Raw genomic sequence first — 15524 nt, 5'->3', positions numbered from 1 at the left:
TAACCAAGCACCCCGAGTAAATCGTCAAGCAAATACCGAAATAGTTGGGAGAGAAGGGACTACTGAACCCGTCGACAAAGAACGTTGCAGTAGCAGTTCCTGAATTCCTTTGGGCAAGGTTGCAACGCCAGCTGGCGGCTGACCACTGAGAATGGTAGACAATACTCCTTGCTGAACCGTCTTAGCCTGATTCAGGATCGTGCCACCAGAAGTGTTGGTATACCCAGTTACCACCGTTTTCAGCCCTTGCGCCAGCGTAGACAGAAAGTTGGTCGCACCCAACTTGTCCGAGTTGAATGCCGTCTGCAAAGCAGTCGCATCAATTGACAATGTACTTGTCGAGCTACCAGATGTTGGTGTGATGCCGATACTGGAAAGTGTAGTCAGCGTAGAGCCAGGGTTAGCATAAGTAGCCACGGCAGCTGCGCGCAAATCTGTAGCAAATTGCCCCCCCACCGCATCGCCATTTAGCGCGCCTCCAGTACCCGTTAGCGACGCAGCAGTACCAATTGCTGCATTGTAATTTGCAACAAGAGCCTGAGCGGCGCCAAGAAAACCTGAGGAATCAGGCGAAACCGTAAGAGTTGTGGTACCCGCTTTAAGAATATTGAAGGTAGCTTTATCAGCAAGCTGCAAATTCGTGTTGGACGCGTTGGTACTGGATACCCCGCCTATGCTGTAAATCGCATCCTGCGCCACTTGCGATTCATATAAACCAAGTTGCTGTAGGCTATTTTGAAAACTGGATAGCGGGTCATTATCGGTCGCAGAAATCTTGAAATAGCTTGCAGCCCCTGTTTGGTTTGAAGCAATAGATAGTCTATAGCCAAATCCATCCTGCTTAACTGATGCCGTGACACCCGCTCCTGCGCTATTGATGGCCGACGCGATTCCATTCAGAGACCCATTTGTAACGTTGATCGACACTGGGTCAGCCGGCCCGGCAGTGAAGGTCTGAGTACCGTAGTTATAACTTCCAAATTGGATGGAAAATGCCCCGCCGGCATACAACACTGCACTCGGATCTGCCACAACAGCTGCACTATCCACAGTTCGAGCTTTAGCTATCTGCGTGACATTTAGTGAATAACTGGCACTTGCTGCACCGGACGTAGCTACGCCGGTAGCCACATCCGCACTGGAGCTAGAAATGGTATTGGAAGAAGAAGCGGTAGACGCCAGGGTATCGCTAAAACGAGAAGCTGCTGACAACAATTGGCCATACCCCGAAAGGGTAATTAATTTGTCAGTAGGGGCTGCGTAAGGATCTGGAGTACTGGGGGGGGTGGCCGCGTTATTGGGCGCTGACAAGCCACGTGCAGTTAGCTGACGGTCAATTACTGCATCAAGCAAGCTGATAGTCATGATATCCCCCGCCGCATTCCACTCAACCTTCAATCATTATGTTCCGGATCAATCACTTAATCAATTTTTCGATACATTAAAAATACAAACCCCTCTCACTGCCAAGCAGTAGAGGGGTTGTGATGATTCAACAACAAAGCGCTACCATAGTTTGCAGTGCCAACGGTTCACGTCATCCCAACTTGCGTATCGCGTCCAGCCACCTCCAGCAGGATTCCAATAGTAGAAATCCCCTAAGCGGCCATTGGCTGGCTCGACGACACCTTGATACCAACCCGTTTTATATCCACGGTAGTACGCATTACGACTATCGTAAGTCACTTTTGTTGTCTGACTCGAGGTCGAGACCGGTAACAACTCCGCAAACTTGGATTCCATGCAATTGAGCAATAGCATTGCCTTTTGCTCGATAGTTAGTCCCACAGCGCTCTTAACGTGCAAAGTGAAACTTTCCGTTGCCGAAGCCCCTGCTGCATCAGTAACCACCAAAGACACCGTTGCATCACCTGTTGCCGTTACCAGCGGGAAAAGCTTGACGATTCTGACATCTGCCGCAGTGGAAGCGGCAACGCTAATATTGGCCGCAGGCAGCAGCGCCGTATTCTTGGTGGTAGCCATAACTTTAAGTTGGCTGGCGCTGGTTTCAACGTCACTGACTTTCACTTCCAGATCAAATGACTGACCCGAAAAGACCGTGGCCTCTTTATATTTAAGAGTGATTTTTGGAGCCTGATTAGATGTACCCGTACCCGTACCCGTACCCGTACCCGTACCCGTACCCGTACCCGTACCCGTACCCGTACCAGGATAAATCTTGCTGATTGTCGCGATATCTCCGCTACTCATCTTCTCTCGCTGACCCAAGCGGCTGGTTGGAATAGACGGGTCCAGCATGATCATGGTCGGCTTGTTGTAGTCAATTGCAAACGCCCATGTGCCGTAGTGCATAATCGAATCGTAGTCATAAGGACCGTTCGCAACACTGCCAGGGGACACTTCATAATTGGGATGTTTGCTTTGCTCAATGTTGTCCCACATCACTCGAATGTACTGATCGCGATCAGGCCGGGTTTGCTCGTGATGAATACCCAGAGCATGCATGATTTCATGGATGGTTGACCCAACCCCACAGCCGTTGCTGCCAATATTAATGGTCTGAGCACCACCCGCCATCCCGACATACGATGAACACCCGAGACCGGAAGCCGTTCGGAAGCTGACGTAATTAGTCTCGGTGGTGCGTTGCTTGAAGCGAACCGCTGTGTACTGGGAAATAATCTGCATTGCTTGCAGAATTTCTGATTGGGCGTTTGCCGAAGCCTCTTGCAGACTGTAATAAATCATTGCATTCGGCCAATACTCGGTCTGAGTCTCAATTGCCCCTTGCGCTACGCGTGCGTCAATCGATTGCTTAGTCCAAGGTCTCACCGTGGTGGTGGCCCAACCCCGAGCCTGAATATCCCGATGCTTGCCGAGTATGATGTCACCCAGGAGCGCTTCGTCATTGACAATCTGGTATTCAACCGTCTTTCCGGTCTCAGCGATCACTGTTTTTGCCGTGGGCAAATCCCCCTCGCTGGGGCCTTCAAGCATCTGAGCCATAGCAGGCACACTCACCATTGCTAGAATTGCGCTACTCGTTATTGAACCCAGTTTTTGCCTCATACACCCACTCTCCAACAATCCAACCCACTCACTCATCAATCCCAACAATCATCAACCCACCTTACTCAATTAGGCAAACTCATGTCAGACACAAGTACCCATTATACTTTTGTCATAGGCTCGCCATCAATAAATTTACCGTATGTCATTGAGTATATTTAAAAAAGCCTTTACCCATCGCTCCTCGCACGGTCTGCACCATGCGGCAAGAGATACCGCAAATGAATGTCGGATCAAGGTAAATCTAACCGACTGTTAGCCCAAGGACTTACCATGCCACATTGGTAATCAACACTTACAAGGGAATGGGCATGAAGCAATACATTCTGGCTGGATTGGTAATGGTGACGACAGTAGCTGGGGCAGAAGAAATTGGTTCTGTCGATACCGCATTCAAACTGCTTGGTCCAGACCATAAGGTAGTCGTTGAAGCTTTCGATGATCCTTCGGTCGAAGGGGTTGCGTGCTATATCTCCCGAGCCAAGTCCGGGGGCATAAAAGGTGCCTTGGGCATAGCAAAAGATCCTTCGCGCTTTTCTGTGGCTTGCCGGCAAATTGCTGCCATCAAATTTCTCAAACCGTTACCAAAGCAAGAAGAGGTCTTTAGGGAAGGCGCCTCTCTGGTATTCAAGCATGTCCGGGTCGTGCGGATTGTAGATGCCAAGCGTAATGCGCTGACTTATTTGACTTACTCGGACAAGCTAATAGATGGCAGCCCAGACAATGCGATTACAGCAGTTGCTGTAATGGATCAAAAAATCCCCGTTCGCTAACAGATATTAAAACGTGCCGAAAAGGGAAATGTAAATACCAAAAACATTTCCCCATCCGCATTGCAAAAGAGATCGAATATCAGCGAGCAATCTTGAAAGAACGTGGTACGGGCACAGGACTTTGCGGTCCAAAATAGCGATCATAAATCGCAACAGCCTCTCCGGTTTTCTCTGCTTCAATCAGGGCTTTATCGATTTGCTCTTGCAAGTGCCTCTCACCGCGACGCATTCCTACTGCGTAAATCTCTGCTTCGAGTGGAACATCAGGCACTTCAAATTCAGCTTTATTGGGCAGTTTGGCAAGACCTCTCTGCAACGAGGCCTCACTACCACAAGTCGCTTCACACCTCCCCTCTGCCAGGGCTTTGTAGACTTCAGCCGTATCTGGCAGTTGATCAATCTTCACGCTTGCGGACAAGCGGCGCAGATACTGGGCATTGGTAGTACCAGCCGGCACACAGACGGTCATGTTATCCAGTTGGCTGACATCCTTGAAAGCATATTTTTTCTTTGCCAAAAGTTTTTGAGTTGCAACAAAATATCCCAAACTGAATTCTATTTCTTTCATTCTTTCTGGCGTTTTGGCCAAGGTCGCCAGTACAATATCGACGCGCCCATCTTTAATTACCGTCAATCTATCCGCAGGGTCTACCGTCTTGAATACGGGCTTCACATTCAGCTTGTGGGCAATATACTGGGCAAATTCAATATCATACCCCCAAACAGTTCCTCGTGATTTTTCAAAAAATCCAAAAGGCGGCGAGCTATCCCGTACTCCAATTACAATTTCACCTTTTTTCTGGATTTTTTCCCAATCATTGGCATGTGCCATAGCTGAAACGAACAGACCGACCAACAGGCATAGGCGCGCAATTTTCACTGGTAAACCCTTTATTTAGTCATTAGGAATAGATGGCACACTATCAAACCAAAGCAGCTTGAACACAACATCATATCACTTGCAATTGGCGGCAGGGTCGCGCCCCAGCGGCGGGCATAATAGGATAAATGCAAGGATAAAAAAAACGGCGCCAGAGGCGCCGTTCAAATCCTGTAGGGGAGAACAGGATGTCGAGGAGAGAAACGATGAAGCCTAGTGCAAAAATCCTGTTGCGCTTGGCATTCACGGAGTCAGAGTGAATGTCTGTTCAAAAGTTCCTATCGGTTTTTCTAAGTTTGCAAATTTCTGTAACAGCCGCCGCTATGCCGACGTTTAAAGACGTACAGTCGGGATGGCGTTCTTCTGACAGCTGGCTCACTGATCGCCATGGCGAGCCACTTTCAAGGATGCGGGTGGATATACAGAGCAGAAAATTGAGCTGGGTCAGCCTCGATCAGATTTCCCCAGCCTTTTTGCAAGCCGTCGTACAAGTTGAAGATCGACGCTTCTACGCCCATCAAGGCGTGGATTGGTCCGCCTTGGGGGCTGCCTCACTCTCGACGCTACGGGGGGATCGACGTGGCGGTAGTACTATCAGCATGCAGTTGGCGGGCTTACTCGATTCTTCGCTCAAGCCATCTGGCAGCGGACGCAGTTTGTGGCAGAAGGCCAAGCAGATTCGGCAGGCTCAGCAAATTGAGCAGTCGTGGACCAAAGCACAGATATTGGAAGCCTATATCAATCTGGTGCCATTCCGGGCCGAGGTACAAGGCATCGATGCCGCTTCCCGCTATCTGATTGGCAAGCCTCCTGACAAACTCAACCGTACAGAAAGCGCTCTGCTAAGCAGCCTGTTGCGGTCTCCCAATGCCTCGCCCCAGCAGGTGGCAGATCGGGTGTGTCGTCAGATCCAGCAGTCTGCCGAGCCAACGCCGTGTACACCCATTCGACAAATGGTTATTGAAGCGTTATCCGGCCAACGAGCCCAGGCAGAAAGCGTGGTCGATCTGGCCCCTGAACTAGCCAGACGATTACTGACCTCACCGGGAGTGCGCGTACGCAGTAGTCTGGATGCCTCACTCCAACGCTGGCTCCGGCAAGAATTGCGGGAACGCATCGCCGAGCTGAAAGACCGGAACGTGCGAGACGCCTCCGGAATTGTGATCGATAACACCAGCGGCGAAGTGCTGGCATGGGTCGGAAACCTTGGCAAAGCGGCGAGCGCACCGCACGTCGATGGCGTCATGGCGCCACGTCAGGCGGGTTCTACCCTGAAACCGTTTGTTTACGGTTTGGCCATTGAGCGGCAATTGTTGACGCCAGCCTCTTTACTGGAAGACTCACCGGTCAATCTGCAGACACCTGCTGGTGTTTACATGCCGCAGAACTACGACCACTCCTTCAGAGGCTGGGTCAGCGTCAGAACAGCGCTGGCATCCTCGCTCAATATTCCGGCAATTCGGACGATAATACTTACAGGCTATGAGCCGGTTTATGAACGGTTGAAATGGCTGGGCTTTCCTCTTGACCTGCCGGCCGACCATTACGGCTACGGCTTGGCTCTGGGCGTCGCTGACGTGCGGCTTGCAGAGCTTGCCAACGCTTACCGCAGCCTAGCCAACAATGGGATCTGGAGTTCGCTACGATTTCACCCAGGCCAGCGGCCTGAGGACGGGAAGCGCGTCTTCAGTCCGGCAACTGCGTTTCTGGTCAGCCATATGCTGTCAGACCGCGCAGCCAGAAATACGACGTTTTCCCTTGAAAACGCCTTGGCCACGCGAGTCTGGAGTGCAGTAAAAACCGGCACCAGCAAAGATATGCGTGATAATTGGTGTATCGGCTTTACTGAGCGTTACACCGTGGGAATCTGGGTAGGTAATGCAGACGGTGAGCCAATGTGGGATGTATCAGGCGTTTCCGGAGCAGCCCCCGCCTGGTTGGATACCGTCAACAGGCTGCACGCAAACCTACCCAGCCAGGAAAGGCCTCCGCCGGCAGGGGTAGTCGCTTCGCGAGTCAAATATGTGCCGTCGATTGAACCAGCTCGGGATGAATGGTTTCTAACGGGAACAGAAATGACCGAATTGCGACTCAACCAGTTAGCCATCCGGCCGCGTATCACTTATCCGGGTGACGGGATGATCTTTGCGACCGATCAGGATATTCCGGTAACCAATCAGGCAATACGTTTTGAGGCCTCGGCAGGCGAAAATTTACGCTTCAGATTAAACGGAGTAGTTATAGCTCCGGCCAGCCACCGTCACCTGTGGTCGCCGCGCCCAGGCCGGTACCAGCTTGAGCTGGTAAATAACCAAGGAAAAGTATTTTCAGTAGTACATTTTCAGGTCAGGGGTGCCGCCTTGGCTATTTTAAATAAGGGACCTAAGCTATAGAATCGTCGTTCTGCGCCAAAAATTCTTTTGAATTAAGCAGCTAACATCAACAAATTTGGCGCATCAGACACTTGCCAGGTTTCAGCAGTCGGGAATTGGATCGTGGTTTTCTCCTTCTTCAAGAAAAAAGACACTCCGCAGCCAGAAGCACCGGAGATCAAGACACCCAAGGTGGCTTTGCCATCGGGGCAGGTACGTGCGCCATCTCAAGCGCCAGCCACCAGTCCCAAGGTCGCAGAACCGCCAACAAAATCAGGGGCGCCAACCGCAAGGGGCGAGCCTACTGCTTTTGAATTTTCGACCATGGGGGAGTTTTCGATTGAGGTGTCCGAGTCCACAGACACCCTGTCTCCCGCCATGGAACAGGCCGCGATTCTCTACGCCAACGAACAGAATGACGCGGCAGTCGCCACCTTGATTGCAGACATAGAGACTGTTGAGGGCCATCATGCGCTCGACACTTGGCTCATGCTGTTCGAGCTGTATCAGCTTGAAAACCGCAAAACTGAATTCGACGAATTAGCATTGCAATTTGTCGTCGAATTCGAGCGCAGCGCCCCAGTCTGGCACCGTACCACGCCCACCGCTGCGACCCCTCAAGCAGGCGCCAAGCCCACTGGTGCATCATTCATTTTTCCGGCATCGCTGACAACCGAGAACATTGATAGCCAGCTTGACCTTCTCGACAAAGCCTCTTCGGCGCAACCCGGCGCGGCTCGAATTGATTTTGGCCGTATCACCCAGATAGATCCGGTTGCGGCTGCGGCCATGGTGGTACGCTGGGGACAATTCAGAAAGAAGGGCCGGAAATTCCAGCCGTCTGGCGGCACCCAATTTGCTCAACTGCTTAAATCAAAGATCGAAGTCATGCGACGCGAACTGGATGAAGAGCCTTACTGGCTGCTATTGCTGGATGTCTATCAGCTGATCGGCCTGTTTGAAGAGTTTGAAAACCTCGCCGTTGATTATGCCGTGACTTACGAAGTCTCTCCGCCATCCTGGGATGCTGCTGCCAAGCAAAAAACGGCAGCCGAAGTTGCAGCAGAAGAAGCCAAACTGGCCGCCGACATTCAGGCCAGTGACGATGCAAACAAGGCGGACGACGATGTATTCCGGTTCCAGGGTGCAATCCTGTCTGCCAACGACGCCACCTTTGCCGCCCTGAACCAATACGCAGAGAGTGTCACGACCGTGCAGATCGACCTGACGAAAGTCCCGCGTGTGGACTTCGTCAGCGCAGGCGTGTTGGTCAATGTGCTGATGGGCATGGTGTCAGCCGGCAAATCCATCGTCATCGGTGGTGCCAATGAGCTGATTGTTGCGCTGTTTCGCATTATGGGCATCGCTGACTTTGCCAAAGTCGTCCGCAAGAAATAAGCCAGCGTTATACCCCACCATCAACCGGCCAGACTCAACGATCTGGCCGGTTTTTTTACGCCTATCCCTTGCATTTCGATCAAATCCGCCCCATTTCGTCAGGTATTGGCCGTTTGGTCTTTTGTAATTGAATGAGGCAATCGAATGCAGCAATTTGACGGAACCACCATTGTGTCAGTCCGCAGAGGACAAGCAGTCGCTCTGGGTGGTGACGGACAAGTCACCTTGGGTAGTGTGGTCATCAAGGCATCAGCACGCAAAGTCAGACGGCTTTATCACGACAAGGTTCTGGTTGGTTTTGCCGGCGGCACGGCAGATGCCTTTACCCTGTTTGAGCGCTTTGAAGCCAAGCTGGAAAAGCACCAGGGCCATTTGCTGCGTAGTGCAGTCGAGCTTGCCAAAGACTGGCGTACCGACCGCATGTTGCGCCGGCTGGAAGCCATGCTGATTGTTGCAGACAAGACGGCCACGCTGGTGATAACCGGCAACGGTGACGTGCTGGAACCCGAACAGGGCATTGCCGCAATCGGATCAGGTGGGGCCTACGCCCAGGCAGCGGCAACCGCGCTGTTCCAGAACACCGAAATGGCTCCCGCAGACATCGTAAAGAAATCGCTGGAAATTGCCGGTGACATCTGCATCTACACCAATCATAACCACATCATCGAGACCCTCTGAGCGGCCCGGCATCATGACTCAAATGACCCCCCAGGAAATCGTCCACGAACTTGACAAGCACATCGTCGGCCAGGCAGCCGCCAAGCGCGCCGTTGCCATTGCCCTGCGCAACCGCTGGAGGCGGCAGCAGGTAAACGAACCGCTGCGTCACGAAATCACGCCCAAGAACATTCTGATGATTGGCCCAACCGGCGTTGGCAAGACCGAGATTGCCCGCCGACTGGCCAGACTGGCAGACGCCCCCTTCATCAAGGTCGAAGCGACCAAGTTCACCGAAGTCGGCTATGTTGGTCGAGATGTGGACACCATCATCCGCGATCTGGTGGAAATCGCAATCAAACAGACACGCGATAGCGAAATGAAAAAAGTTCGTGTGCGCGCAGAAGACCTTGCGGAAGAGCGGGTACTGGACGCTTTGCTGCCCCCGGCACGCGAATTCGGCTTCTCGGCAGACACCCATTCTCACCGGGAAGAGGACAGCAAGACCCGCCAGAAATTTCGCAAAATGTTGCGCGAAGGCGAGCTGAACGATAAGGAAATCGAAATTGAAGTCGCCGCACCACAAGGCGCTATGGAAATCTTCGCCCCGCCCGGCATGGAAGATCTGACCAATCAGATCCAGAGCATGTTTCAGAATGTCGCGGGCGGCCGTAAAAAGCTACGCAAGCTGCGCATCGAAGAAGCGATGCGTCTTTTGACCGAAGAAGAAGCCGCCAAACTCGTCAACGATGAAGAACTGAAAACGGCCGCTTTGCGCGCCGTGGAGCAGAACGGCATTGTGTTCATTGACGAAATCGACAAAGTCGCCAGTCGAGGGGAAGGCCAAGGCGCAGAAGTATCGCGCCAGGGAGTACAGCGCGATCTGCTGCCGCTGGTTGAAGGCACAACGGTCAGCACCAAGTACGGCATGATCAAGACCGACCACATCCTGTTTATTGCCTCCGGCGCATTTCATCTTTCGAAGCCGTCCGATCTGATTCCGGAGCTGCAAGGTCGCTTCCCGATTCGGGTCGAGCTGGAGTCTTTGTCGGTCGCAGATTTCGAGCAAATCCTCACCGGCACCGACGCCTGCCTGACCAGACAATACGAAGCCTTGCTGGCAACAGAGCAAGTCAATCTGAAGTTTGCACCGGAAGGCATCCGCCGTATGGCCGAGATTGCCTGTCAGGTCAACGAGAAGACGGAGAATATCGGTGCACGCCGCTTGTACACCGTCATGGAACGTCTGCTGGAAGAGGTGTCGTTCGATGCCCGACGTGGCGAAGTTCTGATCGACGCAGCCTTCGTCGATGGCCGCTTGGGTGAGCTTGCCGAGTCAGAAGACCTCGCCCGCTACGTCTTGTAATACCCGGCAATGACTTGAGGGTATCCAACAGCCCGCCCTAGCGGGCTGTTGTCTTTTCCGGGGGCCGCAACGGAAACCATGAGCGCTTGATCTGGCTCAAGCCGCAGGCCATACGACTGCACTACGCTGGTACCTGTCATCTCATCAATCAGTAACCATTGGAGCGCACTATGCACGTAGAACATCACGATCTGGCCCAGGAATTTCCCGAGTTCAAAGAGCAGATTCACACCCTGAAACTTGAAGACGCCCACTTCGCCCGCTTGTTCGCCGAATACCAACAGGTAGACAAAGCTATCTGCCGGAGCGAAAGCGGCATTGAAGCCATGGCCGATGAAGCGCTGGAAGAAATGAAGAAGTTGCGCCTGCATTTGAAGGACGATCTGTACAGCCGCCTGCGTGAAGCCGCTGAAACAACCGAGTAAGCCAAGGCGCTAGACCACCACTTGGGAATCTGCCCAACCCCTTAGGCAGGCTCTCCTGCGGTACATCAGACGGGCAATAGCCCGTCTTTTCCTTTCTGGTAAGTCTCGTCAAACAAACCCTCCAATACCGGATTCACCCCACGCAAACCCGCCACGACCTGTGCAGACCAATCAAAATAAGCCAGCTTGCGCGCGTTATCCCATGAAGCAGGAGGGGCGTATATCAAGTCCCGCAGATTGCAGATCTTGTCAGCCAGCTTGACCAGTTTGGCACGCTTGGAGATTGATGCGGCATGTGCCACTTGTGCTTGCTTACGCTCGGTAGCACTCAAAGACCGATCATCGCTGACCTCCGCCACCACCGCCGCCACTTCCTGCCCAAAGCGTTGCTGCAATTCGTCGAAATGGGTAGCCGTGTCTTCAAGCGTGTCATGCAGTAAGGCTGCACACAGCACCACCACGTCTTCGACGCCACCTTCGTTCGCCAGTACGCAAGCCAGTGCTAAGGGATGATTGATATAAGGCGACGCCGCCTGATCCTTGCGTCGCTGATCGCGATGCCGATCTGCCGCAAAGGCGGCAGCCGCCAGCAGTAGTGCGTAATTTGCCTGCATGAGCTCTCCCGTTTCAGTCAGGGGCCTGCCAGCCTGACTGGTATCCGCTTCCGGCCAAAGCCGCCCTGAAAGCGTTGATAGCACCCTGCCAACAGGGTGCCACAATGTTCACAGCCCCCTGTCTCATCCAGATGATAAGCAAGGATGGCATACCAATCCCGTTCAATGGCGACGCTGCCACAGGCTGGGCAACGTGTCGTGCCGCCTTCGGCATCATGCACATTGCCGGTGTAGACGTAATGCAGTCCTGCCGCCAGCCCAATCCGGCGGGCTCTCGCCAGTGTCGCCGCAGAGGTGGGCGCTAACGCGGTCATCTTGTAATCCGGATGAAACGCCGTGAAGTGCAGCGGCACCTCAGGCCCCAGTGTTGTCATCACCCAGTCACACAGCAGCCCAAGTTCCTGGTCCGAGTCATTCTGTCCAGGAATCAGCAGTGTCGTGATTTCAAGCCAGACCTCGGTTTCGTGGTGCAGATAGCGCAGGGTGTCGAGTACCGGTTCCAGATGCCCCCCGCAAAGTTTGAAGTAAAACTGATCGGTAAACGCCTTCAGATCAATATTGGCCGCATCCATCCAGCTGAAAAACTCTCGACGAGGCACGTCGTGAATATAGCCGGCCGACACCGCAACCGTCTTGATGGACTGCTCGCGACAGCAGGCTGCGATATCCATTGCATATTCTGCAAACACCACCGGGTCGTTATAGGTAAAAGCTACGCTCTGGCACCCCAGGCGCCGGGCAGCTGCGGCCAGTTGCTCGGGGCTGGCTTGATCGGCCAAGGTATCCATTTCGCGTGACTTCGAGATATCCCAATTCTGGCAGAACTTGCAGGCCAGATTGCATCCGGCCGTGCCAAAGCTCAGCACCGCGCTACCAGGGTAGAAGTGATTCAGCGGTTTTTTTTCAATGGGATCGACACAGAAACCTGAACTGCGGCCCCAGGTCGTCAGCACCATGCCATCGCCTTCCCTTGCCCGAACAAAACAGGCCCCACGCTGCCCGGCATGCAGACGGCAGTCTCGTGGACACAAGTCGCACTGGATACGCCCATCATCCAGCAGATGCCACCAGCGGGCCGAATAAGCCGTCATGCCCACTCCTTCCATTTTTCAACCCGATAGCGTGCAAGCCGCACCTCTGGTGACCAGAACTTCGCCGAAACGCCCGCTTTCTGCTTGAGTCGGGCCAGGAACTCGGCCGGCTGCGGCAGCTGCTCCCAAACCTGTGGCAGAAAGGTGCTGCGATGCCCAGCCCAGCTGAAGATCAGACCATCCCGCCCCGGCACGAGCTGGCGTAGCGCATCGGCTTCGTCCGCTACCGGCAAAGGCTCTGGCGCCGTCAGCAGCGATACCTCCACCCGGATCTGTGGCCACACCTGCCATGTCACCGGCGGAAAGCGCGGATCTCGAAATGCGGCAGCCCGCGCATTGGCACAAACGTCATCATGCAGGCTGCGATGTGCTTCCAGCGTGCCCATACATCCTCGCAGATCGGCGTGTTCGGTCAGGGTAACGAAGGTCGCCCCAGGCAACGCCAATTCAGGCAGTGTGCCCATCAACCCGGCATAGCTCTGTGTTGGCATGCCCAGTTCCTGCTCAATGCTGCTGCGTGCCAGCTGCAACAAGACGGTTCCAAGCGAGTTGGTCATTGGCCTGGCTCCGAAAAGCGGAAGGCGGCGTACCCCACCACCTTATCCTTGCTACCTGCGGTATCACCGGAATTGCGCAGATCCAGCAGACGAGCCTGCAGTTGGTGTTGCCTGGCAGACATCAACATGCCGCGCAGAGGTGTGGCACCACAGGCTTGTTCATGGTCAATCGCCAGATCGCACTGCAAGATGGCATCACAAGTCTGGCGATCGAGGGTTTTGGCCGCCAAGTACGGCAGATAATGCGAAAGATCCGTGCTGATCAGCAGCAGGGTTTCCGGGCCGCCCCACACGCACTCAAGCACTTCAGACACTTCTGCTGCGCTGGCATTTCCCACGGCCAGCGGCAGTAGCGAAAAGGTAGGAAGCACCGCCTGCAGAAAAGGCAGTTGTACTTCGAGCGAATGTTCGTGCGCATGTGCGGCCGGGCTGATCGTGACCTGTGGCAAGCGCATCACCCGGGCTACCCACTCGGCATCAACCGGAACCTCGCCCAGCGGGGTCTGGAACGCGTCGCATCCAGGCAGGGCCAAGCCCCGTACCGCCACCCGATGCACCGGCCCCAGCAAAACCACCCGCTGGAATTGATCTGCCCACGGCTGCAGACAGCGATAGGCACTGGCCGCGATCGGCCCGGAGTAGCGATAGCCCGCATGAGGCACCACCAATACTTTTGGGCGCTGCCCTGCCTGCTCTGCCGCCACCGACAGCATGTTGGTGATACTAGCCGCGAGCAAAGCGGCATCCGCCGGATAAAACAACCCCGCCACAGCGGGTGTCCGCACGAAGCGCTGACTCATGACAATCGGCTCCCCGATCAGTGAAAACCTGCCCCATCACTCTTTGGCATGCAGCGATAGCAGCCCATTCAATACACCGTTCTTATGTATATTGCGGGCCGAAGCACGCCAAGCAAGCCTTTGAAACCAAGAAGGTTTTGATTCCCGACATACGGCTAGCTCCCTCCCGCAACGATGAACATATTCAACATTGACGATGAAAAAATTCATCGTCTATGCTTGGACATCATGAGGCTCGCCAACGGGGGATATCATGCCCAGCAGTGAATCATTGCAACGCCGCCGCGAACTGGCCACCCCGCGTGGCGTTGGCGTTCTGGCCCCTTTCTTCGTCGCCAAAGCAGACAACGCTGAGTTGTGGGATGTCGAAGGTCGTCGCTATATCGACTTTGCCGGCGGCATTGCGGTCATGAATACCGGCCATCGGCACCCCCGAATTGTCCAGGCGATTGAGGCCCAGCTGCAGAACTTCACGCATACCTGCTACCAGATTGCGCCTTACGAAAGTTATATCGCGCTAGCGGAGCGGCTCAATCATCTGACACCGGGCAACCATCACAAAAAAACCGCGTTTTTCTCGACAGGCGCCGAAGCTGTCGAAAACGCCATCAAGATTGCACGTGCCGCCACGGGCCGCCCCGGCGTAATTGCCTTCTCAGGCGGGTTTCATGGTCGCACCCTGCTGGGAATGGCTTTGACTGGCAAAGTGGCCCCCTACAAGCAAAGCTTCGGCCCCTTTCCGGCTGATATCTACCACCTACCGTTTCCGGTTGCCCTGCATGGCATTACGGCAGAACACTCACTCAAGGCACTGCAATTTCTGTTCAAAGCAGACATCGAACCGCAACGGGTCGCTGCAATCATTCTTGAACCGATTCAAGGGGAAGGAGGTTTCTACATTGCCCCGCCAGAATTCATGCGGGAACTGCGCCGCCTCTGTAGCCAGCATGGCATCCTGCTGATAGCCGATGAAATCCAGACCGGGTTTGCCAGAACCGGACGCTGGTATGCCATGGAACACTACGACGTCTTGCCCGACCTGATCACCCAGGCGAAGAGTCTGGCAGGTGGCCTGCCTTTATCCGCCGTGACCGGACGAGCCGAAATCATGGACGCCCCGGCACCAGGCGGGTTAGGGGGCACGTATGCCGGCAACCCGCTGGCCACGGCCGCAGCGCTGGCCGTGCTCGAAGTCATCGAACAGGAAGGGCTGAACCAGCGCGCAGAACAACTGGGACAACAGCTGAAAGATCGGCTAACCCACCTGCAACAACGCTTGCCGCAGCTAGCCGAGGTACGTGGCCTGGGTGCCATGGTGGCCGCCGAGTTCTGGCGAAATGGTGAGCCGGACCCTGACGGCACCCGCCGCATCCAGCAACGCGCAATGGCCAACGGTTTGCTGCTGCTCAGCTGTGGGGTGTATGGCAATGTATTGCGCTTTCTCTTCCCACTCACCATTGGTGACGCAACCTTTGCCGAAGCACTCGACCTACTCGAATCGGCAATGACTGCCGAGATTGGCTGACAACCGGAACCTTCAACCGCCCCCTATCAGGACCGA

General features: G+C 54.4%; 14 protein-coding genes. 7 read left to right on the top strand and 7 right to left on the bottom strand.

All coding sequences use genetic code 11. The features are described from left to right. Positions 1-24 precede the first annotated feature (24 nt). Both fliD and PZA18_RS13230 read right to left on the bottom strand, forming a co-directional pair. Positions 25-1365 carry a flagellar filament capping protein FliD gene (fliD, locus tag PZA18_RS13235; RefSeq protein ID WP_284101325.1) on the bottom strand — a complete coding sequence of 447 codons (1341 nt, stop codon included), beginning with the start codon at positions 1363-1365 and terminating at the stop codon, positions 25-27. 141 nt (positions 1366-1506) lie between these two features. Next, complete coding sequence (locus tag PZA18_RS13230; protein WP_284101324.1) at positions 1507-3030, bottom strand: M12 family metallopeptidase; 1524 nt, start codon at positions 3028-3030, stop codon at positions 1507-1509. Between the two features lie 311 nt (positions 3031-3341). Here PZA18_RS13230 and PZA18_RS13225 point away from each other — a divergent pair, with 311 nt between their 5' ends. Continuing rightward, the gene (locus PZA18_RS13225) at positions 3342-3803 is read left to right on the top strand and encodes a CreA family protein (RefSeq protein ID WP_284101323.1); all 462 of its coding nucleotides are present in this window, start codon (positions 3342-3344) and stop codon (positions 3801-3803) included. A 79-nt stretch (positions 3804-3882) separates the two neighbouring features. Here PZA18_RS13225 and PZA18_RS13220 read toward each other — a convergent pair whose 3' ends face one another. Then, positions 3883-4683: a transporter substrate-binding domain-containing protein gene (locus tag PZA18_RS13220; RefSeq protein ID WP_284101322.1), complete on the bottom strand. Its 801-nt coding sequence runs from the start codon at positions 4681-4683 to the stop codon at positions 3883-3885. Between the two features lie 260 nt (positions 4684-4943). Between PZA18_RS13220 and pbpC the strand changes: the two genes are divergently transcribed. The 5 genes from pbpC (at position 4944) to PZA18_RS13195 (ending at position 10901) form a co-directional block, all read left to right on the top strand. Continuing rightward, entirely contained in the window at positions 4944-7076 is a 2133-nt protein-coding gene (gene pbpC, locus PZA18_RS13215; protein WP_308447383.1) for a penicillin-binding protein 1C, read from the top strand. A 102-nt stretch (positions 7077-7178) separates the two neighbouring features. Then, a complete protein-coding gene (locus tag PZA18_RS13210) occupies positions 7179-8453 on the top strand; it encodes an STAS domain-containing protein (RefSeq protein ID WP_284101320.1) in 1275 nt (424 codons plus the stop codon). Between the two features lie 144 nt (positions 8454-8597). Then, positions 8598-9131, top strand: a complete 534-nt coding sequence (hslV, locus tag PZA18_RS13205; protein WP_284101319.1) for an ATP-dependent protease subunit HslV — start codon at positions 8598-8600, stop codon at positions 9129-9131. Between the two features lie 13 nt (positions 9132-9144). Next, positions 9145-10476, top strand: coding sequence for an ATP-dependent protease ATPase subunit HslU (gene hslU / locus PZA18_RS13200; RefSeq protein WP_308447382.1), 1332 nt, complete (start codon positions 9145-9147; stop codon positions 10474-10476). A 170-nt stretch (positions 10477-10646) separates the two neighbouring features. After that, positions 10647-10901, top strand: a complete 255-nt coding sequence (locus PZA18_RS13195) for a YdcH family protein (RefSeq protein WP_284101318.1) — start codon at positions 10647-10649, stop codon at positions 10899-10901. Between the two features lie 65 nt (positions 10902-10966). On the opposite strand, the gene PZA18_RS13190 is transcribed toward PZA18_RS13195, so the two are convergent. Genes PZA18_RS13190 through amrB form a run of 4 tightly spaced genes read right to left on the bottom strand, consistent with a single transcriptional unit; the run spans position 10967 to position 13963 of the window. Then, complete coding sequence (locus tag PZA18_RS13190) at positions 10967-11515, bottom strand: HD domain-containing protein (protein ID WP_284101317.1); 549 nt, start codon at positions 11513-11515, stop codon at positions 10967-10969. A gap of 17 nt (positions 11516-11532) precedes the next feature. Beyond that, a complete protein-coding gene (amrS, locus tag PZA18_RS13185) occupies positions 11533-12606 on the bottom strand; it encodes an AmmeMemoRadiSam system radical SAM enzyme (RefSeq protein WP_284101316.1) in 1074 nt (357 codons plus the stop codon). Beyond that, positions 12603-13163 carry an AmmeMemoRadiSam system protein A gene (gene amrA, locus PZA18_RS13180; RefSeq protein ID WP_284101315.1) on the bottom strand — a complete coding sequence of 187 codons (561 nt, stop codon included), beginning with the start codon at positions 13161-13163 and terminating at the stop codon, positions 12603-12605. Before amrA ends, amrS begins: the two co-directional genes overlap by 4 nt. Beyond that, on the bottom strand, positions 13160-13963 hold the full coding sequence (amrB, locus tag PZA18_RS13175) for an AmmeMemoRadiSam system protein B (RefSeq protein ID WP_284101314.1): 804 nt from the start codon (positions 13961-13963) through the stop codon (positions 13160-13162). Before amrB ends, amrA begins: the two co-directional genes overlap by 4 nt. A gap of 253 nt (positions 13964-14216) precedes the next feature. Between amrB and gabT the strand changes: the two genes are divergently transcribed. Beyond that, the gene (gene gabT, locus PZA18_RS13170) at positions 14217-15488 is read left to right on the top strand and encodes a 4-aminobutyrate--2-oxoglutarate transaminase (RefSeq protein ID WP_284101313.1); all 1272 of its coding nucleotides are present in this window, start codon (positions 14217-14219) and stop codon (positions 15486-15488) included. Positions 15489-15524: the final 36 nt, after the last annotated feature.

Origin of the sequence: Parachitinimonas caeni (assembly GCF_030129945.1) — a bacterium.
Classification (GTDB): Bacteria; Pseudomonadota; Gammaproteobacteria; order Burkholderiales; family Chitinimonadaceae; genus Parachitinimonas; species Parachitinimonas caeni.
The sequence above is the reverse complement of the archived record's forward strand: the minus strand, read 5'-3'. Positions and strand labels throughout refer to the sequence as shown.

What these genes read in the sequence shown, in the direction of transcription:
- gabT (WP_284101313.1), top strand. Translation starts at nt 14,217, where the DNA reads ATGCCCAGCAGTGAATCATTGCAACGCCGCCGCGAACTGGCCACCCCG.
- amrS (WP_284101316.1), bottom strand. Translation starts at nt 12,606, where the DNA reads ATGACGGCTTATTCGGCCCGCTGGTGGCATCTGCTGGATGATGGGCGT.
- fliD (WP_284101325.1), bottom strand. Translation starts at nt 1,365, where the DNA reads ATGACTATCAGCTTGCTTGATGCAGTAATTGACCGTCAGCTAACTGCA.
- hslU (WP_308447382.1), top strand. Translation starts at nt 9,145, where the DNA reads ATGACTCAAATGACCCCCCAGGAAATCGTCCACGAACTTGACAAGCAC.
- PZA18_RS13190 (WP_284101317.1), bottom strand. Translation starts at nt 11,515, where the DNA reads ATGCAGGCAAATTACGCACTACTGCTGGCGGCTGCCGCCTTTGCGGCA.
- pbpC (WP_308447383.1), top strand. Translation starts at nt 4,944, where the DNA reads ATGTCTGTTCAAAAGTTCCTATCGGTTTTTCTAAGTTTGCAAATTTCT.
- hslV (WP_284101319.1), top strand. Translation starts at nt 8,598, where the DNA reads ATGCAGCAATTTGACGGAACCACCATTGTGTCAGTCCGCAGAGGACAA.
- PZA18_RS13230 (WP_284101324.1), bottom strand. Translation starts at nt 3,030, where the DNA reads ATGAGGCAAAAACTGGGTTCAATAACGAGTAGCGCAATTCTAGCAATG.
- amrA (WP_284101315.1), bottom strand. Translation starts at nt 13,163, where the DNA reads ATGACCAACTCGCTTGGAACCGTCTTGTTGCAGCTGGCACGCAGCAGC.
- PZA18_RS13225 (WP_284101323.1), top strand. Translation starts at nt 3,342, where the DNA reads ATGAAGCAATACATTCTGGCTGGATTGGTAATGGTGACGACAGTAGCT.
- PZA18_RS13195 (WP_284101318.1), top strand. Translation starts at nt 10,647, where the DNA reads ATGCACGTAGAACATCACGATCTGGCCCAGGAATTTCCCGAGTTCAAA.
- amrB (WP_284101314.1), bottom strand. Translation starts at nt 13,963, where the DNA reads ATGAGTCAGCGCTTCGTGCGGACACCCGCTGTGGCGGGGTTGTTTTAT.